20 protein-coding genes and 1 tRNA gene are annotated in these 22,222 nt (G+C 71.0%); 13 read left to right on the top strand and 8 right to left on the bottom strand.

The genetic code is table 11. From position 1 onward, the window contains the following. Positions 1-16: 16 nt before the first annotated feature. The 3 genes from OOK38_RS16735 to OOK38_RS16725 form a co-directional block, all read right to left on the bottom strand. Positions 17-904: a cellulose-binding protein gene (locus OOK38_RS16735; protein WP_266759599.1), complete on the bottom strand. Its 888-nt coding sequence runs from the start codon at positions 902-904 to the stop codon at positions 17-19. 384 nt (positions 905-1,288) lie between these two features. Next, positions 1,289-4,147: an SUKH-4 family immunity protein gene (locus OOK38_RS16730; protein ID WP_266759600.1), complete on the bottom strand. Its 2,859-nt coding sequence runs from the start codon at positions 4,145-4,147 to the stop codon at positions 1,289-1,291. A 7-nt stretch (positions 4,148-4,154) separates the two neighbouring features. Continuing rightward, positions 4,155-5,159 (bottom strand): SMI1/KNR4 family protein, encoded by a 1,005-nt coding sequence (locus OOK38_RS16725; RefSeq protein WP_266759601.1) that lies wholly within the window; start codon positions 5,157-5,159, stop codon positions 4,155-4,157. 229 nt (positions 5,160-5,388) lie between these two features. Here OOK38_RS16725 and OOK38_RS16720 point away from each other — a divergent pair, with 229 nt between their 5' ends. Both OOK38_RS16720 and OOK38_RS16715 read left to right on the top strand, forming a co-directional pair. Then, positions 5,389-5,892, top strand: coding sequence for a YwqJ-related putative deaminase (locus OOK38_RS16720; protein WP_266759602.1), 504 nt, complete (start codon positions 5,389-5,391; stop codon positions 5,890-5,892). A 78-nt stretch (positions 5,893-5,970) separates the two neighbouring features. Continuing rightward, positions 5,971-6,501, top strand: coding sequence for an SUKH-3 domain-containing protein (locus OOK38_RS16715; protein WP_266759603.1), 531 nt, complete (start codon positions 5,971-5,973; stop codon positions 6,499-6,501). Between the two features lie 350 nt (positions 6,502-6,851). Here OOK38_RS16715 and OOK38_RS16710 read toward each other — a convergent pair whose 3' ends face one another. Next, positions 6,852-8,162: a sensor histidine kinase gene (locus tag OOK38_RS16710; protein WP_266759604.1), complete on the bottom strand. Its 1,311-nt coding sequence runs from the start codon at positions 8,160-8,162 to the stop codon at positions 6,852-6,854. Between the two features lie 167 nt (positions 8,163-8,329). Between OOK38_RS16710 and OOK38_RS16705 the strand changes: the two genes are divergently transcribed. From OOK38_RS16705 to OOK38_RS16675, 7 genes are all read left to right on the top strand, one after another. Beyond that, positions 8,330-9,190: a hypothetical protein gene (locus OOK38_RS16705; protein WP_266759605.1), complete on the top strand. Its 861-nt coding sequence runs from the start codon at positions 8,330-8,332 to the stop codon at positions 9,188-9,190. A 14-nt stretch (positions 9,191-9,204) separates the two neighbouring features. After that, positions 9,205-9,280 (top strand) — tRNA-Gln (locus OOK38_RS16700). 127 nt (positions 9,281-9,407) lie between these two features. Then, the gene (gene glmU, locus OOK38_RS16695; RefSeq protein ID WP_266759607.1) at positions 9,408-10,856 is read left to right on the top strand and encodes a bifunctional UDP-N-acetylglucosamine diphosphorylase/glucosamine-1-phosphate N-acetyltransferase GlmU; all 1,449 of its coding nucleotides are present in this window, start codon (positions 9,408-9,410) and stop codon (positions 10,854-10,856) included. A 129-nt stretch (positions 10,857-10,985) separates the two neighbouring features. After that, positions 10,986-11,960, top strand: coding sequence for a ribose-phosphate diphosphokinase (locus tag OOK38_RS16690; RefSeq protein WP_266759609.1), 975 nt, complete (start codon positions 10,986-10,988; stop codon positions 11,958-11,960). A gap of 161 nt (positions 11,961-12,121) precedes the next feature. After that, entirely contained in the window at positions 12,122-12,709 is a 588-nt protein-coding gene (locus tag OOK38_RS16685) for a 50S ribosomal protein L25/general stress protein Ctc (protein ID WP_266759611.1), read from the top strand. A 72-nt stretch (positions 12,710-12,781) separates the two neighbouring features. Further along, a complete protein-coding gene (pth, locus tag OOK38_RS16680; protein WP_266759612.1) occupies positions 12,782-13,393 on the top strand; it encodes an aminoacyl-tRNA hydrolase in 612 nt (203 codons plus the stop codon). A gap of 69 nt (positions 13,394-13,462) precedes the next feature. Continuing rightward, positions 13,463-13,960, top strand: coding sequence for a hypothetical protein (locus tag OOK38_RS16675; RefSeq protein ID WP_266759614.1), 498 nt, complete (start codon positions 13,463-13,465; stop codon positions 13,958-13,960). Between the two features lie 84 nt (positions 13,961-14,044). On the opposite strand, the gene ppc is transcribed toward OOK38_RS16675, so the two are convergent. Continuing rightward, positions 14,045-16,777, bottom strand: coding sequence for a phosphoenolpyruvate carboxylase (gene ppc / locus OOK38_RS16670; RefSeq protein ID WP_266759616.1), 2,733 nt, complete (start codon positions 16,775-16,777; stop codon positions 14,045-14,047). 350 nt (positions 16,778-17,127) lie between these two features. On the opposite strand from ppc, the gene OOK38_RS16665 reads away from it, so the two are divergent. After that, the gene (locus OOK38_RS16665; RefSeq protein ID WP_266759618.1) at positions 17,128-18,141 is read left to right on the top strand and encodes a fatty acid desaturase; all 1,014 of its coding nucleotides are present in this window, start codon (positions 17,128-17,130) and stop codon (positions 18,139-18,141) included. Next, positions 18,138-18,818 carry a TetR/AcrR family transcriptional regulator gene (locus OOK38_RS16660; RefSeq protein ID WP_261703951.1) on the top strand — a complete coding sequence of 227 codons (681 nt, stop codon included), beginning with the start codon at positions 18,138-18,140 and terminating at the stop codon, positions 18,816-18,818. Before OOK38_RS16665 ends, OOK38_RS16660 begins: the two co-directional genes overlap by 4 nt. 30 nt (positions 18,819-18,848) lie before the next feature. On the opposite strand, the gene OOK38_RS16655 is transcribed toward OOK38_RS16660, so the two are convergent. Then, complete coding sequence (locus OOK38_RS16655; RefSeq protein WP_266759621.1) at positions 18,849-19,220, bottom strand: VOC family protein; 372 nt, start codon at positions 19,218-19,220, stop codon at positions 18,849-18,851. Continuing rightward, the gene (locus OOK38_RS16650) at positions 19,220-20,038 is read right to left on the bottom strand and encodes a trans-aconitate 2-methyltransferase (protein WP_266759623.1); all 819 of its coding nucleotides are present in this window, start codon (positions 20,036-20,038) and stop codon (positions 19,220-19,222) included. Before OOK38_RS16650 ends, OOK38_RS16655 begins: the two co-directional genes overlap by 1 nt. 160 nt (positions 20,039-20,198) lie before the next feature. On the opposite strand from OOK38_RS16650, the gene tamR reads away from it, so the two are divergent. After that, a complete protein-coding gene (tamR, locus tag OOK38_RS16645) occupies positions 20,199-20,696 on the top strand; it encodes a MarR family transcriptional regulator TamR (RefSeq protein ID WP_266759625.1) in 498 nt (165 codons plus the stop codon). Here the strand turns inward: tamR and OOK38_RS16640 are convergent. Next, positions 20,655-21,422: a response regulator transcription factor gene (locus tag OOK38_RS16640; RefSeq protein WP_261703947.1), complete on the bottom strand. Its 768-nt coding sequence runs from the start codon at positions 21,420-21,422 to the stop codon at positions 20,655-20,657. The genes tamR and OOK38_RS16640 overlap by 42 nt on opposite strands. A 256-nt stretch (positions 21,423-21,678) precedes the next feature. On the opposite strand from OOK38_RS16640, the gene OOK38_RS16635 reads away from it, so the two are divergent. Next, positions 21,679-22,170, top strand: a complete 492-nt coding sequence (locus OOK38_RS16635; protein WP_266765724.1) for a GNAT family N-acetyltransferase — start codon at positions 21,679-21,681, stop codon at positions 22,168-22,170. The last annotated feature ends 52 nt before the right edge of the window (positions 22,171-22,222 follow it).

Here is a 22,222-nt window from a genome sequence, read left to right as displayed (position 1 = left end):
GGCGGAGACCCGCTCACTACTCCGCGGGAGCCCGCCCCGTGAGCGACGTGAGACTGCTGCGTACGTGGTCCATATGGGCCCGTACGTCGTCCCACCGCTCCCCGTGCTCCCGCAGCACCCGCTCGGTCTCCCGGGCGATCCGCTCCTCCTGGACCCGGGCTTCGGCGAGCAGCTCGGCGGCCCGCGCCGCCGCGTCCTCCTGCCGGTGGCGGTCCGACTCCGCGGCCTCGGCGAGGGCCCGCTCGGCCTCGGCGGCCGACTCCTCGGCGCGCGCCACGCGTTCGGCCTGGTGCGCGTCGAACGCGGCCTCGCGCTCGGCGGCGGCCCGCTCGGCCTCCGCCCAGCGCGCCGTGTGCTCCTTGTCCTGACCGGTGAGCAGCGCCTCCGTGCGCCCGCGCACCTCGCGCAGCGCGGCCAGCACCTCTCCCCGGTTCTCCTTGACGTCCCGCCGCGCGGAGATCCGTACCTCGTCGGCCTCACCGCGCGCGGCGAGCAGCCGCTGCCGGGCCCGCTCCTCGGCCTCTGCGTGCACCTCGTCGGCGTACGCCCGCGCGGCCTCCCGCACCTCGCGCCCCGCGGCCTCGGCCTCCTCCACGGCCGCCCGGGCCTCCCGCCGCGCCTCGTCCCGCAGGGCCTCGGCCTCCTCCTCGCCGAGCTGGAAGATCCGCCGCGCCCGCTCGCCGAGTTCCTCGTACGTCTGCGGCGCGAGCCGTGTCACGGCCTCCCTCAACCGCTCCGACTCCGCCTCCATGTCCTTCGCCAGCACGGTGAGCCGGGCGGCCCGCTCCCACGCGGCGTCGCGGTCCCGGGAGAGCGCCGCGGCGTACGCGTCGACCTGCTCGGGACGGTAGCCGCGCCCCCGTACGGCCACGAAGCCGTGCGGCGACACCGATGTGCTGCTCATCCTTGGACCCCTCTCCGCCCGACACACACGAAAAGACGATTTCGCGCACATCTTGATGGATCGCACGGAAGTGTTCATAACGCGACACTCCGCCCACCCGTTCGGCCAGAGATGGATCCCAGGCGAGTCATTTGAGGTCAGAGGCCCGAAGCGCGATGCCGGAACGACACCCGGAGAAACACGGTCCGACCCTTCGTACGGTCCCGCTCGACGCCACCTTCGACGGTGTACGGGCCGCGCGCGGCCTTCGACGGTGTACGGGCCGCACGCGCCGCGCACACGGACGAGGCGCCCGACCCGTCACGCGGGTCGAGCGCCTCATCCGTCCTGCCGTCGTCCTGGCCGTCCCGCCGCTCTCCTACCGGACCGCGGCCGGGACAGGTCCTAGAGCAGCCCGTCCCACATCTCCTCCAGCAGGACCGACCACCAGCTCTCCGGGGAACCGAGCGCCGCCGGGTCGAGCGCGGCGAGCTGCGCCTGGAAGTCGACGGTCCAGCGGCCCGCCTGCTCCTGGTTGAGGCCGAACCTCAGCCGCCACATCCGGCCGAGCAGCGCGAGACAGCGCGCGAACTCGGGCAGTCCGGTGTTCACGAACTGCGGCGGCACCGGCCCACCCCCGGGACCGGCCTCCACCGGCACGGCGACGATGTTCGCCGTCCCGTACTGGACACAGATCGCCTTGCCGAAGTCGCTGCCCATGACGAGGTAGGAACCCGCGTCCGGGGCGGCCGCCACGCCACGCTCCTGCGCCAGCTCGGCGAGCGTCGGCACCGGACGGCCCGGCTGGGCCTGCGCCCAGAAGAACGGCCCCATGTCGACCGGCAGTCCGGCCACGACCAGGGTGTGCGCCACGATGTTGGGCACCCCCTGCCGCGACACGGCCGCCTGGTCGAACCGGAACAGCCCCGGCCCGAACGCCGCCGCCAGCTCCTGCCCGATCGCCTCCGGCGGGATCGGCGGCGCGGGCTGCACCGGCGGAATCGGCGCCCGTACCGGTGCCGGACGCGCCGGGCCGTCCGCCACCTGGTGCAACTCGCCCTGGTGCGCGAGGAGCTGATGCATCCCCTGCTGCCGGCTCGCGTGGTCCGTGCCGTACGGCGCGATGCTCGTGATCCGAGCCTGCGGGAAGGTCTCCCTGATCATCCGCGCGCAGTACGCGCCCGGCAGCTCACAGGACTCCAACTCCGTGTGCAGCTCCAGCACCTGCTGCGGCGGCACGTTCATCGCGCGCAGCTCGTGCAGGATCTGCCACTCCGGATGCGGCGTGCCCGGCGCGGACCGCCGGATCAGCTGCTGCTCCGACCCGTCGTGCGCCCGGTAGCGCAACACGGCCTGGTAGCCGGGCCCGACGGTCGGCAGCCCGGCCTGCGGATAGCCGTAGGCCGGCGGCTGCTGCCCCGGCATCGGCTGGCCGGGCATCGGCTGAGGCACGCCCGGCGGCACACCGGGAGCCTGCGGAGGCTGCGGCGCACCCGGACCCCCGACGGAAGGCCCCGCCAGCATCGTCGCGGCATGGTGCACCCCACCCGGAGGCGTGCCCCCGGGAGGCTGGGGCGCACCGGGCGCGCCAGGGGCACCCGGAGGCTGCGGCGCACCGGGACCGCCCACCGAGGGACCCGCCAGCATGGTCGCGGCGTGGTGCACCTCACCCGGAGGCGTAGCGCCCGGCGGGTTCGGGCCGGCGGGAGCGCCCTGCTGCCACGGCGCGCCAGGGGCACCCGGAGGCTGCGGCGCACCGGGACCGCCCACCGAGGGACCCGCGAGCATCGTCGCGGCGTGGTGGACCCCACCGCCCGGCGGCGTGGCGCCGGGAGGCCGGGGAGCGTCAGGGGTACCGGGCGCACCCGGGGCACCGTCGGGCCCGTCCGGCCCGAGCTGCGAAACCAGCTGCGTCGGCACATAGCCGCCCGCGGACGCACCCGGAGCACCCGGCCCGGACGGCGGAGGCGTGCTGCCCGGCCGCGCACCCGGCACCCCGGGGGCGCTCGGCGGATGCGGAGCACTCGCCCCGCCCCCGCGGGCCCCGCGGGGCGGCGCCTGCGCCTTGCTGGTCGCGGCGTCGGCGATGTCACCGGCGTTGGGCGGCAGCGGGCGCGAAGGCGCGGGGGGCGGCGGCGTACCGGGGGCACCCGGAGCCGGCGGCGGCGTGCCGGGCCCCTGGGGGAAGCCGTACCCGGACGCTCCCGGAGGAGGCGTCCCCTGCGGGCCACCGGGAACGGGCGCACCGGGCGGAGGCGTCCCCGGACCCGCGCCCGGACCCTGCGGATAGCCGTACGAAGGCGCACCGGGCGGCGGTGTGCCCTGGTGGGCACCGGTCCCCTGCGCGGGCGGCGGACCGCCGGGCAGGCCATGGCCCTGCGAAGCACCGGACGGCGCGGGAGAGTTCGGGTCGCCGGCCACGGGGGACAGCGTCGTACGCGGAAGCTGGCTGCCCCCGGAGATCAGGGCGGTCTTGGCGTCCGGTGCCGCGGCGGGCGGCGGGGTGTCGGAGTCGCCGACATCCGTCAGCTGCGGCGCGAACACGGTCGCCGGCAGCGGTACGGAACGGTCGTCCCCGGCATCGCCGTTCGTGTCCGTCCCCGCCCACGGGGTCGCGTCCGCGGGTACGTCGGGCCGCGCGTCCTGCGGAACCGGGACCACGTCGTCGTCGGTCGCGGCGGCCGGCCACGGCGTGGCCCCACCGGGAGCCGACGGCACACCCGGCGCGGGAGTGGCCGAGAAGGGAGCGGACGGCACCGCGTGCGCCCCCGCGTCTCCCGGCGCACCCGGAAGCGAACTCCCGCTCCCGGAAGCTCCGTTCGAAGCGGCGGCCGGACGGGATCCCTCCCCGTCGGAGGGAGACGATCCCGAGCCCGTGCGCCGGTCCGGAATCCCCATCCGGTCCGCGGCCTCCTGCAACCACTCCGGAGGACTCAGCAGGAACGACGTCTGATTCAGGTCGACCCGGGCCGCGGGCGCCGGCGCCGGTTCCGGGGGCCCGTCCGGCACCCCGTACTCCTCCTCGTACCGGCGGATGACCTCACCCACCGGCAGCGCGGGCCACAGCGTGGCCTCCCCGCTGTCCCGCGCGATGACGAGCCGCTGCCCGCCCCCGTCGGAACGCGGCCCCTCGGCACGGTCCTCCGCCCACACGACGAACCCGAGTTCGAACTCGCGCACCCGCACCTCACGGTGCTGATACCCGGGCACATCCCCGTTGATCCACTCTTCCGCGCGCTCCTGCGCCTGCGCGAAGGTCACCATCGCAACCTCACTCCCCCACCGAAGACGCCGAAGACACCGAAGAGACGGGCACGGCGTACGCGAAACCGCCGTCCACCATCAGATTCGCCACCGTCTCCAGCTCCGGCGGATTGCCGGCCAGCCGGGACAGGAACTGGTCGAAGTCGTCACCGCACGGCAGCAGCAGCCGCTGCACCCGCTCGGCCGGCGGCCAGGCGTCCTGGTCACGGGCGTCGTCGAACGCGCAGAACCAGACCGAACCGATCGCGTCGCCCTTCACCTTCACGGCCAGCAGACCGCCCTGCACGAACCCGACACCCAGGTAATCCTTGGTCAGATGGTCGCGCAGACACTTGTTGACATACACGAGGTCATTGACGGCGGCCTCGTCGCGCACGGTGAAGAACGGCTGGTCCACCAGCAGCCCCAGCTCGGCGTCGAGCGCCGCGCCGACCGGCGCGCAGCCGCCCGCCGCCTTCAGGAACGACCGATAGGCACCCGGCAGCCGGTAGCCGAGATCCTCCTCGACCCCCAGCACCTGCTGCTCCGTCACCGCGACCGACGACCTCGGCAGCCCGAAGTGCGCGGGCCGCGTCTCCTGCAACGGCCGCGTCCCCCGCTTCGAATGGTCGACAGCCGTGGTCGCGACACCACCGTGATGCCGCAGCAACGCCTTCACCTCGACGGGCACCAACTCCAGCCGCCGGGTACCCGCCACGTGATGCCACGTCCAGCCGTGCGGCGTCGCCACCGACGGAATCGTGTCCCACAGCTCGTGCCCCGACGCGGCGAGAGCGGCGTTCGCGGAGACGTAATCCGTCAACCGCAACTCGTCGACGCCGAAACCCTCAGGGGGCTCGGCGATCTCCGCAGCGCCGCGCGCGTAGAGCGAGAAGTCGGGATAGCCGCGCTCGTCGATCCGCACACCTCTGGGGTGGCGGGCGGCCCGGACCGGATCCGGGAAGTGCACGACTTGCCCGGCGTAGGCCGCGTTCGGCGGCGCGGCTTGCTGCCCGAGCCGACCTGTCGTCATGGCGGTTGCCCCCTGCGGCGTTCTCAGTAGCTGGATGGATCGCGGATGTCGACAGCCTATTCGGTTGTACGACACCGGTCACCGGGCCTCCGGTTCCGTGACCTGCCGTCACCCCGCCGTGACCGTAAGCCGAAGACCTGGCGTGTCGCGGCGCCCCAGCTTCCGCTCCCGCCACGGCATTTGGCAGTCTGTCTCCGCACCGGGGGATGCATGGGAGGGAAAAATGATCATGAATGCGACGCATACGGGCACGTCCGGGGACCCCCGGGTCGGCTGGAGCAGCACCGAGGCGACCCACGCCCCCATCCTGCTGCACCGCCGCGACGGCATACTCCCCACCGTCGCCGCCGCCCTCTCCGTCCGCGGCGCCACCCTCACCGGCACCGCCGCCCGCGGCGACCAGCCCCCCGCCCTTCACCCGCTCGTCCAGGACTTCCTCGACACCCTCACGAACGCACAACGCGACCGCTTCACCGGCCGCTGCGCCGAGGCCATCCTGATCTCCCGGCACATCGCCACCATCGACGCCGAACGCAGCAAGCGCGCGGCCCGCAAACCGATGACCAACGGCGAGGCCCGCAAAGCCCTCAAGCAGGCCAAGCTCACCGCGCGCCGCATCCGCGAGGACGGCGACCCGCTGCACGGCAGCTTCGCCGCGCCCTGCCGCTCCTGCACAGCGCTCAGCGACCACTTCGGCGTACGCATCGTCGACCCGGCGGCACCGGACGCCTGAACTCCCCCGTCCCCGCACACGTACCTCTGACGGCGTCCCGCGACGCCGATGTCCCATCCCTCGACGAACGAAGGGCAGATGCACTCCGACCGCTCCTCCACCAAGCTCCCCTCTCCACCCGGGCAGGGGGCACCCACGTCACGCTTCTCCGAACCCGTGGACGCCGCACTGCGCACCGCCGGATGGCAGCCCGGACGCTGGGACATAAAGCAGGCCGAGTACTGGGCCGACGCGCTGCGCGGACACGCGTCGCCGGCCGGACACCGGCACGCCGTGTTCCCCGCGGCGGTCGAGGCATGGGCGGAGTTCGGGGGTCTGCGCGTCGGCGCCACGGGGCCCGGGCGCCAGCTCGCCCCCGCCCTGCTCCATCTCGACCCCCTGCACGGGCTGCACATGGCCCGCACCCTCGGCGACCTCGGCCGCGCCCTCGACACGGAGGTCTGCCCCCTCGGCGAGGAGTCCGACTCCCACGCCCTGCTCGCCATCGACGCCGAGGGCCGGGTCTACACCCTGGACCACACCGGCGACTGGTTCCTCGGCCCCCACATCGACGCCGCCATCACCACCCTCCTCACCGGCACAGCCCCCACCCGCCTCACCTCCACCTGACGGCCCCAGCCCTTCCTTCGCCCCCTCCGCCCCTACCCGACCCACCCCTGGGGCTCCGCCCCAGACCCCGCTCCTCAAACGCCGGAGGGGCTGGATCTTGCACCCGCAGCCGGGATGCGGCGGGAGGGGCCGTGGCGGTACATCCCTATGTCCGTCGCTTACGTTCGGATCGAGCAGCAGTTCGCACAGGTAGCCCACGTCTGATCCAGCGGCGACGGACTGGGATGTACCGGCACGGCCCCGACCCACCCACCGGCCCGCACTCGGCCCCACCCACCGGCCCGCACGAACCGAACCGGACCCCGCACCCGGGACCACAGAGGCACCCGCACCCGGGAGAACCCCGGCGGCTACGCCGGTATCACCGCCGACACCCGAAACCCACCCGCATCCGTGGGCCCCGACACGAACACGCCCCCCAACGCGGCCACCCGCTCCTTCATCCCCAGCAACCCGTTCCCCCCACTGGGCAACCGCACGGACGACCCCGCCCCCACCTCCGGCGGACACTCGTTCTCCACCTGCATCGCGATCTCGGACACCCGATGCGCCACCCGGACGTACGTCTTCGCCCCCGCCGCGTGCTTGTGGACGTTCGTCAACGCCTCCTGCACCACCCGGTAGGCGGTCTGCTCGATCTCCTGGGCGTACGCACGCGTGTCCCCCTCGACCGACAGATCCACGACCATCCCCGCCGCGGCCGACTGCCCGATCAGCTCATCGATCTCCGCCAGAGACGGCCCCTCACCGGCCCCGAAATCGTCCGCGGCCCGCGACGCCGCCGCGGCCGCGGCCGCCCCCACCGCCGCCAGCGGCACCGACGGCACCCGCGCCCCCAGCCCGTCCCCGGTACGCAGCACCCCCAGCATCTCCCGCAGCTCCGTGAGCGCCTGCCGGCCCATGTCCCCCACCAGCGCGGCGTTCTTCACGGCCTTCTCGGGATCCTTCCGGGCGATCGCCTGCAGGGCCGCCGCGTGCACGACCATCAGAGAGACCCGATGCGCGACGACGTCGTGCATCTCGCGCGCGATCCGGGTGCGCTCCTCGTTCCGCGCCCACTCCGCCCGCTCCTCCGCCCGCTCCGCGAGCAGCTGCAACTCCCGCTCCAGCGAGTCCGCCCGCTCCCGCAGGCTCTCCATCAACCGCCGCCGGGCCCCCATGTACAACCCGAGCAGCACCGGCGGCGCCGTCATCCCGATCGCCGTCGTGATCGAGGCGAACGGGACCAGCCAGTCCCCCATCGGCACATCCCCGCGCACCACGCTCTGGTGCGCCCGGACGAACGTGACGATCAGCATGCCGGCGAAGGACATCCCCGCCAGCGCCGCGATGATGCGCCGCGGCAGCTCGGACGCGGCGAGCGTGTACAGCCCGACCAGTCCCATCAGGTAACCCATCTGGGCGGGCGTGATCGCGATGGACACCAGGACGACCGCGATCGGCCACTTCCTCCGCACCAGCAGCACGGACCCGGCGATCATCCCGAACCCGACGCCCACCGGAACGGGCAGTCCCGCGTCGTGCGCGAACCGAACCCCTTCGGCGCCGCACTCGACCGCGGACGCCAGAGCCAGCCCCGCGTCCAGCACCGCACTCCGCCATCCGACCCACCACCACGGCCCGGTCCCGGCCGCGGTGTGCTCTTCCCCCGTCGTGGTCATGGCTCCAGCCTACGGTCGCCCCCCGGCCCATTTCCGGTGAGTTTCTGCTACTGGCCTACACCACACCCCACCCTCGAACAGAAGCGAAACCAACCGATATACCTCGAACTGCTGAATCGATCACCGTTCGACCCCGGAAGCCCGCATTCCGGCCGGACGGTATGCCCATGACACATTCACCGAGCAAGTACGCGGATTTCGAAACCTTGCGCGAACAAGCGATCACGCTGCGCCGGGCGGGACTCAGCCTCCGGCAGATCCGGGACGAACTTCAGGTCCACAACAAGGAGACCCTGCAACGCCTTGTCGCGGGCGAGCCGCCCCCGGAGTGGACGAAGCGCCCGAACGCGAAGGACGCCCTGCGAGAAAGGGCACGTGAGCTTCGGGGACAGGGCTGGACGTACAACGAGATCCAGACGGAACTGGGCTGCTCGAAGAGTTCCGTGTCGCTCTGGGTACGGGATCTGCCCCGTCCGGCACCCCGCTGCACCCCGGAAGAACAGCGAGCCCGCATGAACGCGGGGCTCGCGCGGCTACGCGCCGAGCAGGATCAGGAACGTGAGAAAACCAAGCGGCAGGCCGCAGAGTCCATCGGAGAACTGTCCGACCGGGAACTGTTCATGGCCGGAGTTGCCCTCTACTGGGCCGAGGGACAGAAGAGCAAACCGTACCAACGCCGGGAATCCGTCGTCTTCATCAACAGCGATCCCGGCGTGATTCAGGTATACCTCGCGTGGCTGGATCTGCTGGACGTGCCACGAGAACGGCTGCGCTTCCGCGTCATGATCCATGAGACCGCGGATGTGGCCGCCGCCGAGCGGTACTGGGCCGACCTCGTCGGCATCAACGCCACCGCCCTCCAGTCGACGACGCTCAAGAAGCACAACCCCAGAACCGTCCGCAAGAACGTCGGCGCCGCGTACCGCGGCTGCCTCGTCGTGCGGGTTCTGCAAGGAGCCGAGTTGTACTGCCGCATCGAAGGCTGGTGGGGCAGAATCGTGGCCCAGACCCAGACCCGACTCGGGTAAGGTCTCAAGGGCCATCCCCCGTGGTGTAACTGGCAGCACACTAGTTTTTGGTACTAGTAGGACAAGGTTCGAATCCTTGCGGGGGAGCCACAGCACACAAGGCCTTGGTTCGGGCCCTGACAGCACTGTCAGGGCCCACTCTCATGTCCCTCCTGATTCGCCCCGGTATCCTGCGGATGTCCACACCCCAGTCATCCGAAGCCGAAGGGCATACCCCGTGAGCGCCAATCGCCCGGCAGCCGTCGTCGTTCTCGCAGCGGGTGAGGGCACCCGTATGAAATCGGCCACACCCAAGGTCCTGCACGACATCTGCGGACGCTCCCTCGTCGGTCATGTACTCGCCGCCGCACGCGAGTTGGACCCCGAGAACCTGGTCGTCGTCGTGGGGCACGCCCGCGAGAAGGTCGTCGCGCACCTCGCGGAGATCGACCCGGGCGTCCGGACCGCGGTGCAGGCCGAGCAGAACGGCACCGGGCACGCCGTACGGATGGGCCTCGAGGAGCTCGGCGACCGTGTGGACGGCACCGTCGTGGTGGTCTGCGGCGACACCCCCCTGCTCAGCGGCGAGACCCTGCGCGCGCTCGCCTCGACCCACGCCGCCGACGGCAACGCCGTCACCGTGCTGACCGCCGAGGTCCCCGACGCCACCGGTTACGGCCGCATCGTGCGGGACGGCGCCAGCGGCGCGGTCACCGCGATCGTCGAGCACAAGGACGCGAGCGATTCACAGCGCGCGATCCGTGAGATCAACTCGGGTGTCTTCGCCTTCGACGGGCAGCTGCTCGCGGACGCGCTCGGCAAGGTCCGCACGGACAACAGCCAGGGCGAGGAGTACCTGACGGACGTTCTCGGCATCCTGCGCGAGGCCGGGCACCGCGTCGGTGCGGCCGTCGCCGCCGACCACCGCGAGATCGCCGGCATCAACAACCGCGTGCAGCTCGCCGAGGCGCGCCGCATCCTGAACGACCGGCTGCTCACCGCGGCCATGCTGGCCGGCGTCAGCGTCATCGACCCGGCGACGACCTGGGTCGATGTGACGGTCACCTTCGAGCAGGACGCGATCGTCCACCCCGGGACGCAGCTCCAGGGCGCCACGCATGTCGCCGAGGGCGCCGAGGTGGGGCCCAACTGCCGCCTGAAGGACACCCGGGTGGGTGCCGGTGCCCGCGTCGACAACACCGTGGCCGACACCGCCGAGGTGGGTCCGCAGGCGAAGGTCGGCCCGTTCGCCTACCTGCGTCCTGGCACGCGGATCGGTCTGAAGGCCAAGGTCGGTACGTACGTCGAGACGAAGAACGCCACGATCGGCGAGGGCACGAAGATCCCGCACCTGTCGTACGTGGGTGACGCGACGATCGGCGAGTACTCGAACATCGGTGCCGCCAGTGTCTTCGTGAACTATGACGGGCAGGACAAGCACCACACGACGATCGGCTCGCACTGCCGTACGGGTTCGGACAACATGTTTGTGGCTCCTGTCACGGTCGGGGACGGCGCGTACACCGCGGCGGGCTCGGTCATCACCAAGGATGTGCCGCCCGGCTCGCTGGCCGTGGCCCGTGGCCAGCAAAGGAATATCGAGGGCTGGGTGGCTCGCAAGCGTCCGGGAAGCGCGGCGGCGAAGGCCGCGGAGACGGCTTCCCGGGTGACGGAAAGCGAAGGCTGACCGGAAAGCGGTGCGTCTGGGACGGCGTACCGTGATAAGTGCACACCCGCACCCAGCTGAGACGCCCTCTCGCAACCCAGCTGAGAAGACTCTCATGCCCACTGAGAAGACCTCTGAGGAGACAGTGCTGTGACCGGGATCAAGACGACCGGCGAGAAGAAGATGATGTTCTTCTCCGGCCGCGCCCACCCCGAGCTTGCCGAGGAGGTCGCCCACAAGCTGGGTGTCGGGGTTGTCCCGACGAAGGCCTTCGACTTCGCGAACGGCGAGATCTACATTCGCTATCAGGAGTCCGCCCGCGGCGCCGACTGCTTCCTGATGCAGAGCCACACGGCTCCCATCAACAAGTGGATCATGGAGCAGCTGATCATGATCGACGCTCTGAAGCGGGCCTCCGCTCGGAGCATCACGGTGATCGTGCCCTTCTACGGTTACGCCCGTCAGGACAAGAAGCACCGCGGACGTGAACCGATCTCGGCGCGTCTTGTCGCCGACCTGATGGCGACGGCCGGCGCGGACCGCATCCTCACGGTCGATCTGCACACGGACCAGATCCAGGGCTTCTTCGACGGCCCGGTGGACCACCTGTTCGCGCTGCCGATCCTCGCCGACTACGTGGGCGCCAAGGTCGACAAGTCCAAGCTCACGGTCGTGTCCCCGGACGCCGGCCGGGTGCGTGTGGCCGACCGCTGGTGCGACCGTCTCGACGCTCCGCTGGCGATCGTGCACAAGCGCCGCGACAAGGACGTCGCGAACCAGGTCACCGTCCACGAGGTGGTCGGTGACGTGAAGGGCCGCGTCTGTGTGCTCGTCGACGACATGATCGACACCGGTGGCACCATCTGCGCCGCCGCCGACGCGCTGTTCGCGCACGGCGCGGAGGACGTCATCGTGACGGCCACGCACGGTGTGCTCTCCGGTCCGGCGGCCGACCGTCTGAAGAACTCCAAGGTCAGCGAGTTCATCTTCACGGACACCCTGCCGACGCCGGGCGAGCTGGAGCTCGACAAGATCACGGTGCTGTCGATCGCGCCGACCATCGCGAACGCGGTGCGTGAGGTCTTCGAGGACGGCTCGGTGACGAGCCTGTTCGAGGAGCAGTAGAGATCCTTTTGGGTGTGGCCTCCCTGCCGAGTAGACTGCCAAAGTTGCTCGGCGAGGGAGGCCGCACTTTTTTGTGCGGCGGTCCGTTATCGACGCGCTCTTCGTAGCAGGCCGATGGTTTGGCCGGGTGACCACTTTCCCCAGATCTACGAGGAGTGAACATGTCCGAGGTCAAGCTCGCCGCCGAGTCCCGCACGGAGTTCGGCAAGGGCGCCGCCCGCCGCATCCGCCGCGAGAGCAAGGTCCCCGCGGTCGTCTACGGCCACGGCACGGACCCGGTCCACATCACGCTGCCGGGCCACGAGCTGCTTCTCGCGCTGCGTACGCCGAACGTCCTGCTCTCCCTGGACCTGGGCGGCAAGACCGAGCTCGCGATCCCGAAGGCTGTCCAGCGCGACGCCATCAGGGGCCACCTCGAGCACGTCGACCTGCTCCTCGTGAAGCGCGGCGAGAAGGTCACCGTCGAGGTCTTCGTGCAGACCGAGGGCGAGCTGGCCCCGGGCAGCTTCCTCGTCGAGAACGTGCTGAACACCCTGACGGTCGAGGCCGAGGCCACCCACATCCCGGAATCGGTCACCGTCTCCATCGCGGGCCTGGAGGCCGGTGCCTCCATCCACGCCAAGGACATCAAGCTCCCCAAGGGCACCACGCTGGCGATCGACGAGGACGCGGTCGTCATCCAGGTGCTGTCGGCGCAGGCCGAGGAGCCGGCCGCCGAGGGCGAGGGCGACGCGGCCGCCGAGGCCTGATCCCCCCGGAATCTTCATCTGTGTCAGCCGCCGCTCCTGTCAGGGGCGGCGGCTGCCGCGTATCAAGGACACATGGGAGACACGGACGTGACGACCGACGCCAACGCGCCCTGGCTGATCGTGGGCCTCGGCAACCCGGGCCCGGAGTACGCCATGAACCGGCACAACGTGGGCTTCATGGTGGCCGATCTGCTGGCGGAGCGGGTGGGCGGGAAGTTCAAGCGGGCGGGCAAGGCGCAGGCTCAGGTGATCGAGGGGCGGATCGGGCCGCCCGGTCCGGGGAACCGCCGGGTGATCCTGGCCAAGCCGATGTCGTACATGAACCTGTCGGGTGGTCCGGTGACCGCGCTGCGGGACTTCTACAAGGTTCCGACGGCGAACATCGTGGCGGTCCATGACGAGCTCGACATCGACTACGGCGTGCTGCGGCTGAAGCTGGGCGGCGGCGACAACGGCCACAACGGGCTGAAGTCCATGACGAAGGCGATGGGCGCGGAGTATCACCGGGTGCGGTTCGGTATCGGGCGCCCTCCGGGGCGTATGCAGGTCGCGGATTTCGTGCTGAAGGACTTCGCGTCGGCCGAGCGCAAGGAGCTGGACTACTTCGTGGACCGGGCGGCGGACGCGGTGGAGTGTCTGGTGATCGAGGGTCTGGAGCGGGCTCAGGGCACGTACAACTCCTGAGGGGCGATGTACGCGTACAACTGCCGACTTGTCCCCCGTCGGGGTTGACCGAGCGCGCGGCCATGGCCAATGATCCCCGCCATGCGTGCCGTCACCTCCAGTCAGAGCGCGTTCGCGGCGCTGCGTTTCGGGCAGCTCGCGGCGATGGGTGTGGTGACCGGGCTCATCCTGATCGCGGGTGTCTGGGCCTCCTGGGGCACCGCGCAGCACGTGATGCTGGGCAAGGGCCGGGAGCACGGCACGATCGTGGTGACGGCGTGCTCGGACGGGGCGTGCACGGGGCCGTACACGCCTGCGTCGCACGGTTCGCGGGTGCGGGCCCGGGTGGTCATCGAGCAGTCGGTGGCGGTGAAGAAGGGCCGGACGTACACGGTCACGGTGAAGCCGGGCAGCGACGAGGTGGTGCGCAGTGGTCCGGCCGGTCTGCTCTATGCCTGGGTCCCTCTGGCTGGCGCTCTGCTGCTGGCCTCGGTGGTGGTCGCGGGCGGTCTGCGGCTGACGCGGACGGCGTGGCTGATGGCGGGGACGGGGCTCGCGCTGCTGACACTCACCTTCGTGGCCCTGTAGGCATGCCTCGCGTGGCCCCTCCAGGCGTGAAGGCGCCCTCCGCGCTCGTACGGGTACGAGTGCGGAGGGCGCCTTCTCTCATGCTCAGCCGGTGTTGCGCAGTCCCGCCGCGACACCGTTGACCGTCAGGAGCAGGGCCCGCGAGAGCAGCGGGTCCGGGTCCTGGCCGGCCGCCGCCTCGTCGCGCTGGCGCTTGAGGAGGGCGACCTGGAGGTAGGAGATCGGGTCCAGGTAGGCGTCGCGGATGGCGAAGGTCTGCTGGAGCACCGGGTTGGAGTCGAGCAGCTTGTCGCCGCCGGTGATGCGCAGCACCTCGCGCACGGTGAGCTCGTGCTCGGCCTCGATGAGTGCGAACACGTGCTTGAGCTCGTCGGGGACGAGGGTGTCGACGTAGTGGCGGGCGATCCGCAGATCGGTCTTCGCGAGGGTCATCTCGACGTTCGAGAGGAAGTTCCGGAAGAAGTGCCACTGCTCGTGCATCTCGTCGAGCACGGTGTCAAGGCCGGCCTCGCGCAGTGCCTTGAGGCCGGAGCCGACGCCGAACCAGCCGGGCACGATCTGCCGGGACTGGGTCCAGCCGAAGACCCACGGGATGGCGCGCAGTCCGTCGAGCGAGACGCCCGAGCCGGGGCGGCGGGAGGGCCGCGAGCCCAGGTGCAGGTCGGCGAGCTGGTCGACCGGTGTGGAGGCGAGGAAGTACGTCGGCAGGTCGGGGTCCTCGACGAGCCGCCGGTAGGCGGAGTGCGCGGCGTCGGAGACGACGTCCATCGCCGCGTCCCAGCGGGCCAGCGCCTCGTCGGACTGGCGGGGCGCGGTGTGCAGGGCGGACGCCTGGAGGGTCGCGGCGACCGTCAGTTCGAGGTTCTCGCGGGCGAGCGAGGGGACCAGGTACTTGTCGGAGATGACCTCGCCCTGCTCGGTCACCTTGATCTCGCCCTCCAGGGTGCCCCAGGGCTGCGCGAGGATCGCGTCGTGCGAGGGGCCGCCGCCGCGGCCGACGGTGCCGCCGCGGCCGTGGAAGAGGCGCAGGCGTACGCCGTAGCGGTGGGCGACGTCGCGCAGGCGGCGCTGGGCGCGGTGGATCTCCCACTGCGAGGTGGTGATGCCGCCGAACTTGGAGGAGTCGGAGTAGCCGAGCATGACCTCCTGGACGTCCCCGCGCAGCGCCACGAGGCGGCGGTACGAGGGGTCGGAGAGCATGTCCTCGAGGATCGTGTCCGCGGCCTTGAGCTCGTCGGTGGTCTCCAGGAGCGGGACGATGCCGATCTTCGCCCAGCCGGCGTGCAGGTCGAGCAGTCCGGCCTCGCGGGCGAGGACGGCGGCGGCGAAGACGTCGTCGGCGCCCTGGCACATCGAGATGATGTACGACTCGATGACCTCGGGCCCGAAGATCTTCAGGGCCCTCTTGACGGTCTCGAAGACGCCGAGGGTCTTCTGGCCGGCGGCGTCGAGCGGCGCGGGGGTCGGGCCGAGGGGGCGACGGGACCGCAGTTCCTTGGCGAGGAGCTTCGCGCGGTAGTCGCGCGGCATGTCCACGTAGCGCCACGACTCCTCGCCGAGGCGGTCGAAGAGCTGGCCGAGGGCGTGGTGGTGGGCGTCCGCGTGCTCGCGTACGTCCATGGTGGCGAGCTGGAGGCCGAACGCCGCGAGGGTGCGGATGGTGCGGTTCATCCGGCCGTCGGCGATCAGGCCGCCGCGGTGCTCGCGCAGCGAGGTCTGGATGAGGGTGAGGTCGCGGAGCAGTTCGGCGGTGCCGAGGTAGTCGCGGCCGTCCTCGTGGGGCGTGCCCTTGGCCAGGCGCTGCTTGGTGTTCTCCAGCTTCTGCCGGACGCAGGTGGCCTTGAGGCGGTAGGGCTCCTCGGCGTTGAGGCGCTTGTAGCGGGGGCTGATCTCCGGCAGGCGCTCCAGGTCGCTCTGGAGGGATTCCAGCAGGTCCTCCGTGGCGCCCGTGTAGCGGATGGAGTTCGACAGGAAGCCGCGGAGTTCGTCGATGAGTTCCAGGGCGTCGTTGATGCCGTGCTCGTGCTGGAGGATCAGGACGTCCCAGGTGACGTCGGGGGTGACGTTCGGGTTGCCGTCGCGGTCGCCGCCGATCCAGGTGCCGAAGGTGAGGGGCCGGGTCTCGTCCGGGAGGACGACGCCGACGCGCTCGAGTTCGGCGGTGAGGTCCTCGAGGACGTCGCCGACGGCGCCGGCGTGCAGCTCGTCCAGGTAGTAGATGGCGTTGCGGGCCTCGTCGGCGGGCTCGGGGCGGACGACCCGGAGCTCGTCGGTCTGCCACACCAGGTCGATGTTCTCGGCGAGGCGGGTGTCGTAGCGGCGGCGGTCGGCCTCGATGACCGGGGTCTCCAGGAGCGCGGCGATGCGCCGCAGCTTGTTGAGGACCGAACGCCGGGCCGCCTCGGTGGGGTGGGCGGTGAACACCGGGCGGACGTTGAGGTTCTTGACCGTCTGGCGCAGGTGCTCGGGGTCGGCGTCCTTGAGCCGGTCGGCCGTACGGGCGAGGAGGCTGCCCTCGGCGGCGCGCTTGGCGCGCAGCTCGCGGCCGCGGTGCACCTGCTCGGTGACGTTGGCGAGGTGGAAGTACGTCGAGAAGGCGCGGACCAGCTTGGCGGCGGTCTCCAGTTCGGTGCCGCGCAGCAGGTCGGCGGCGGCCTCGCCGTCTTCGCGGGTCAGGCGGCGGACCTTCTCGACCAGTTCCAGGAGCTCGGGGCCCTCCTGCCGAACGAGGGTCTCACCGAGCAGATCGCCCAGGCGGCGGATGTCGGCGCGCAGCTCGCTGCTGGTGGTCGTGGTCTGGTCGTCGGCACTGCTCACAGGTGCGGCTCCTTGCAGTGTTGAAGCTCGTCTGAAGAGTGGGGAATCTCGTCTGAAGCTCGTCTGGGAGGGAACCCGGGTGGCGACCGCGCGCGGCGGGTGCCGCTTAGGGAGGTGGCATCCGGGAAGAAATCAGAACGGACCGCGCTGTCCGACCGACTCCAAGGATAGGTGTCCTCGCGGACGCGCAGCTCTCGGGCTCTTGCCGCCGGGCGACGCGCTGACATACTTACGACGCCGTAGGTTACGGACCCGTAGGGATTCCCGTCGGACGACGGGGGAACTCCGGGGGCCGCACCCGGTCACTCTTCCCCACGCTTCCTCACCCTCGAACCCCACAGGGGACGCCCATGACCACGAGTTCCGATGTGATCGACGACGCCCCGCAGGCGGACAACGACGACACCCGGCTGCCCGCCGCCACGCTCGGCGGGGAGAAGAAGGGGTCACTCGAACAGATCACGCTCCTTCTCTTCATCGCCGTTCCGTTCCTCGCGCTGCTGGCGGCTGTGCCGCTGGTCTGGGGATGGGGAGTGAGCTGGCTGGATCTCGGCCTGATGGTCTTCTTCTACTATCTGGGCTGCCACGGCATCACGATCGGCTACCACCGCTACTTCACGCATGGTTCCTTCAAGGCGAAGCGTCCCTTGCGGATCGCGATCGCGATCGCGGGGTCCATGGCGGTCGAGGGCCCTCTCGTGCGCTGGGTCGCCGACCACCGCAAGCACCACAAGTTCTCCGACGCGGACGGTGACCCGCATTCGCCGTGGCGTTACGGCGAGACGGTTCCGGCGCTGATGAAGGGCCTGTGGTGGGCGCACATCGGCTGGATGTTCGACGAGGAGCGGACTCCGCAGGAGAAGTACGCGCCGGATCTGGTCAAGGACCCGGTGATCCGTGCGATCTCGCGTCAGTTCATTCTCTGGACGCTGCTCTCGCTGGCTCTGCCGCCGCTGATCGGCGGTCTGGTGACGATGTCGTGGTGGGGCGCGTTCACCGGATTCTTCTGGGGATCCCTGGTCCGGGTGGCCCTGCTGCACCATGTGACCTGGTCGATCAACTCGATCTGCCACGCGGTCGGCAAGCACCCGTTCAAGTCGCGTGACCGCTCGGGCAACGTGTGGTGGCTGGCCGTGCTCTCGTGCGGCGAGTCCTGGCACAACCTGCATCACGCCGACCCGACGTCCGCCCGGCACGGTGTGGACCGGGGCCAGATCGACTCGTCGGCCCGGATCATCCGCTGGTGCGAGCAGCTCGGCTGGGCGTACGACGTGCGCTGGCCGTCACGCTCTCGTATCGATTCCCGCCGGAACGCCGACGGGAACGGCTCCCGAGGCAAGACGGAAACCGCTGAAGCGGCATGATTGACGGCGTGGCGACCGACTCCAGCAGCACCCCGAGCAGCAATGAGAAGCCGCGGCGTGCGCGCCGCACCCGCATGACCGGCGCCGAGCGCCGTCAGCAGCTGCTGGAGATCGGCCGCACCCTGTTCGCGGCCAAGGGGTTCGAGGGCACGTCGGTGGAGGAGATCGCGGCGAAGGCCGGCGTCTCCAAACCGGTGGTCTATGAGCACTTCGGCGGCAAGGAGGGTCTGTACGCGGTGGTGGTGGACCGCGAGATGCGCCGGCTGCTGGACATGGTGACCAGTTCGCTGACGGCGGGCCACCCGCGCGAGCTGTGCGAGCAGGCCGCGTTCGCCCTCCTCGACTACATCGAGGAGTACACGGACGGTTTCCGCATCCTGGTGCGCGATTCCCCGATCCCTCAGTCGACGGGGTCCTTCGCGTCGCTCATCTCGGACATCGCCACCCAGGTGGAGGACATCCTGGGCCGCGAGTTCAAGAGCCGCGGCTTCGACTCGAAGCTGGCTCCGCTGTACGCCCAGGCCCTGGTGGGCATGGTCGCGCTGACGGGCCAGTGGTGGCTGGACGTCCGCAAGCCGCGTAAGGCGGAGGTGGCCGCGCACCTGGTGAATCTGGCGTGGCACGGCCTGGACGGGCTGGAGCCGAAGCCGCGGTTGATCGGGCATCGCAAGGCTTAGCGCCCCGCCGCTGTCGCTTCCCGCCCCGGCTCAGTCCGGGCCGGGGAGCGGTTCCAGGAATTCGAGGCGGTTGCCGACGGGGTCCTCGGAGTAGAAGCGCCGGTGGCCGGGCAGGGCGTCGTCCCAGATGGCGGGTGCGCCGGTCGCGGCGATCCGCGCGGCGAAGGCGTCGATGCCGGTGACGCGCAGTCCGGGGTGGGCCTTCTTCGCGGGCCGGAAGCCGGTCTCGATCCCCAGGTGCAGCTGGACGGCTCCGGCCCGGAACCAGCAGCCGCCGCGGGCGGCGAGGACGGGTGGCTTGGGCATCTCGGTCATTCCGAGGGCGTCTGAGTAGTACGCGCGCAGGCGGTCCTCGGAGCCCGGTGGGGCGGCGAGCTGGACGTGGTCGACGGCGGCGAGCATCAGGCCTTCTTCCGGGCCACGGCGAACAGTCGGCGGAACGGCAGCACCGTGCCGTAGGGCTGCGCCGGGTAGGCGTCGCGCAGCAGGTCCCGGTATGCGGCGACGAAGGCGTCCCGGGCCTCGGGGTCGTCCGCGAGGGCGGTCAGAACGGGCCGCAGTCCGGTGCCCTTCACCCAGTCGAGCACCGCGTCCTGCCCGGTCAGCAGTTGCATGTACGTCGTCTCCCAGACGTCCGTCGCGCAGCCGAGGGCCTCGAGCCGGTCCAAGTAGACGAGCGGGTCGTGGACCGAGTCGGTGGGGCGCAGGGCGTCGCCGAGGAGGTCCTTCCAGCGGGCGGAGGCGGCGAGTTCGCGCATCAGGACGTGCAGCGGGGCGTCGATGTTGTGGGGCATCTGGAAGGCGAGGGTGCCGCCGGGCGCGAGGGCGTCGAGCCAGCCGGGGAGCGACTCCAGGTGTCCCGGCACCCACTGGAGGGCGGCGTTCGAGGCGATCAGGTCGTACGTCTCGGTGGGGGCCCAGTCGGTGAGGTCGGCGTGGGCGAAGTCGAGCCGTCCGCCGCCGGCCGTGGGGCCGGCGTGTTCCTCGGTCCGGGCGAGCATCTCGGCGGAGTTGTCGTAGCCGGTGATGCGGGCGGTGGGCCAGCGGGCGGCGAGCTGGGTGGTGACGTTGCCGGGACCGCAGCCGAGGTCGGCGATGCGGGCCGGGTCGCCGGGGAGTTCCGGGACCTGGGCGAGGAGGTCGGCGAAGGGGCGGGCCCGGTGCCGGGAGTGGCGCAGATACTGGCCGGGGTCCCAGGTGGGGGTGGTTGCGGCAGCCATGGGTGGTCTCCTCGGAAGTCGCCGGAGAGGTCGCGGACCGCAAAAGGGGCGGCGGTGGCCGGACCGTTCTGGATCTCCAGCCTCACAGACAAAGTCTCTTGACGTCAAGAGACTCCACATCAAGAGACTTCATGTCGACACAACCACTACACTGATCGTCATGGAGGACGAGGTCGATCGGCTGGTCGCTGCGTGGCGCCGGGAGCGCCCGGACCTCGACGTGGAACCGCTCGAGGTGCTCAGCCGGGTGAGCAGGCTGGCCCGGCACCTGGACCGCGCGCGCCGGCTGGCGTTCGCCGAGCACAGCCTGGAGCCCTGGGAGTTCGACGTCCTGACGGCGCTGCGGCGCGCGGGATCCCCGTATCAGCTCTCCCCCGGACAGCTGCTCACCCAGACGCTTGTCACCTCGGGCACGATGACGAACCGCATCGACCGCCTGACCAAGAAGGGCCTGGTGGAGCGCCTCCCGGACCCGAGCGACCGCAGGGGCGTGCTCGTGCGTCTCACGGACGAGGGACGCGACCGCGCCGACCAGGCGCTGGCCGGTCTGCTCGATCAGGAGCGGGCGATCCTCGCGGAACTGAGCAGGGCTCAGCGCGGTGAACTGGCCGGACTGCTACGCCAGTTGACCGCCCCGTTCGACAACATCCCCGGTTAGGTCGACGGGCCCGACCCCGGCGCGCCTGGCCAGTGCCACGGCGGCGAGGGTGGAGTGCACCCCGAGCTTCCCGAGGACGTTCTGCATATGCGTGCGGACGGTGTGCGGCGAGAGGAACAGCCGCTCGGCCACCGCCTTGCGCCCCAGTCCGGCGACCATGCACCGCAGCACCTCACGCTCCCGGGGCGTCAGCGACTCGACGAGCCGCTCGCTCTCGGTCCGGTGCTTGCGCGCGGCGGTGAGCTCCCGGAGCACCCCCGTGAGCAGGGCGGGGGGCAGATGGGTCTCGTCGCGCAGCACACCCCGTATGACGGTGAGCAGCCGCGACAGCGAGCAGTCCTTGGCGACCCACCCCGAGGCCCCGGCCTGCAGGGCCAGCGCGGCACGGCGCGGATCGTCCTTCTCGGCCAGCACGACGATCCGTACGCTCGGCTGCCCGGAACGCACCCCGGCCACGAGCGAGATGCCGTCCACCAGGCCGTCCTCGTTGCTTTCCTGGACGGGCACCGCCGGACGCATGCCGGGCAGATTGCCGCCCAGGTCCGCGTCGACGAGCAGCACGTCGAAGCGGCGGCCTTCCGCCGCCGCGCGCTCGAGGCAGCGCAGCGCGGCGGGGCCGCTGCCCGCCGCGGACACGTCGACGTCGGGCTCGGCCGCGAGAGCGGCGGCGAGCGACTCGGCGAAGATGCGATGGTCGTCGACGACCAGTACTCGGATGCGAACCACTGAAACCCCCACTGTCGGGGGACGGTCCGTGCAGGTACGGCGCCCGAAGTGATCCCGAGCCCGCTTGCGACCCGGAATACGGGGTGCCGCAGCCGCACGGCCGCCGCCGTGCTGGAAGTGCTACCCCCACTTCGGGCGTCGTACCCGACCGTCTCGCCCCCTGATCAGCACCGGCCCCCACCGGCACTGTTCATCAGGGTAAGGCCGGGGGCGGGGAGCGGAAGGTAATTTGCAGAACTGGTTGGCCAGCGCGTTTATGGTGAGCCGTATGTTTCGTATCGAGACAGGAGACGACAAAGACCGTCGGGATCTGCTCCGCAGACGCCTGCTGGACACGAACACGGCGGCCTCCCCGGTGCTGCGCGCCCTGCGCGGAACCCCGGGGGAACGTGAACGTCCGCTCCATCTCTGGGCCTTGGACGAGGCCGGCGAGCTGGCCGGCGGTCTGGCGGGCCACACCTGGACGACCTGGCTCCACGTGACATACCTGTGGGTCGACGCCCGGACCCGGGGCACGGGCCTCGGCAGCCGCCTCCTGGCGGAGGCCGAGCGCGTCGCACGCGAGGAGCGGGGCTGCCACGCCGCCCGCCTGGAGACCTGGGACTTCCAGGCCCCGGACTTCTACCGGAAGCGGGGGTACGAGGTGGTGTGCGTGATCCCCGACTACCCACCGGGGATCACGGAGTACACGCTGACGAAGCGGCTCTCGCCCCTCTCCGGCGAGAATTTCAGCCCCTCCGGCGTTTGAGGAGCGGGGGTTCAGGGGGCGGAGCCCCCTGAACACGGGACGGGAAGGGGCG

This window comes from Streptomyces sp. NBC_00568 (assembly GCF_026341855.1).
Lineage (GTDB): Bacteria > Actinomycetota > Actinomycetes > Streptomycetales > Streptomycetaceae > Streptomyces.
Note: the sequence above shows the minus strand (reverse complement) of the source record. Positions and strands in the feature narration are given on the sequence as shown.

Excerpts from the sequence above, each read along its gene's own strand:
- tamR (WP_266759625.1), top strand. The coding sequence starts at position 20,199 with ATGGAGGACGAGGTCGATCGGCTGGTCGCTGCGTGGCGCCGGGAGCGC.
- OOK38_RS16735 (WP_266759599.1), bottom strand. The coding sequence starts at position 904 with ATGAGCAGCACATCGGTGTCGCCGCACGGCTTCGTGGCCGTACGGGGG.
- OOK38_RS16730 (WP_266759600.1), bottom strand. The coding sequence starts at position 4,147 with ATGGTGACCTTCGCGCAGGCGCAGGAGCGCGCGGAAGAGTGGATCAAC.
- OOK38_RS16715 (WP_266759603.1), top strand. The coding sequence starts at position 5,971 with ATGCACTCCGACCGCTCCTCCACCAAGCTCCCCTCTCCACCCGGGCAG.
- OOK38_RS16635 (WP_266765724.1), top strand. The coding sequence starts at position 21,679 with ATGGTGAGCCGTATGTTTCGTATCGAGACAGGAGACGACAAAGACCGT.
- pth (WP_266759612.1), top strand. The coding sequence starts at position 12,782 with ATGGGAGACACGGACGTGACGACCGACGCCAACGCGCCCTGGCTGATC.
- OOK38_RS16650 (WP_266759623.1), bottom strand. The coding sequence starts at position 20,038 with ATGGCTGCCGCAACCACCCCCACCTGGGACCCCGGCCAGTATCTGCGC.
- OOK38_RS16665 (WP_266759618.1), top strand. The coding sequence starts at position 17,128 with ATGACCACGAGTTCCGATGTGATCGACGACGCCCCGCAGGCGGACAAC.
- OOK38_RS16655 (WP_266759621.1), bottom strand. The coding sequence starts at position 19,220 with ATGCTCGCCGCCGTCGACCACGTCCAGCTCGCCGCCCCACCGGGCTCC.
- OOK38_RS16725 (WP_266759601.1), bottom strand. The coding sequence starts at position 5,159 with ATGACGACAGGTCGGCTCGGGCAGCAAGCCGCGCCGCCGAACGCGGCC.
- OOK38_RS16720 (WP_266759602.1), top strand. The coding sequence starts at position 5,389 with ATGAATGCGACGCATACGGGCACGTCCGGGGACCCCCGGGTCGGCTGG.
- OOK38_RS16705 (WP_266759605.1), top strand. The coding sequence starts at position 8,330 with ATGACACATTCACCGAGCAAGTACGCGGATTTCGAAACCTTGCGCGAA.
- OOK38_RS16675 (WP_266759614.1), top strand. The coding sequence starts at position 13,463 with ATGATCCCCGCCATGCGTGCCGTCACCTCCAGTCAGAGCGCGTTCGCG.
- OOK38_RS16710 (WP_266759604.1), bottom strand. The coding sequence starts at position 8,162 with ATGACCACGACGGGGGAAGAGCACACCGCGGCCGGGACCGGGCCGTGG.
- OOK38_RS16685 (WP_266759611.1), top strand. The coding sequence starts at position 12,122 with ATGTCCGAGGTCAAGCTCGCCGCCGAGTCCCGCACGGAGTTCGGCAAG.
- OOK38_RS16660 (WP_261703951.1), top strand. The coding sequence starts at position 18,138 with ATGATTGACGGCGTGGCGACCGACTCCAGCAGCACCCCGAGCAGCAAT.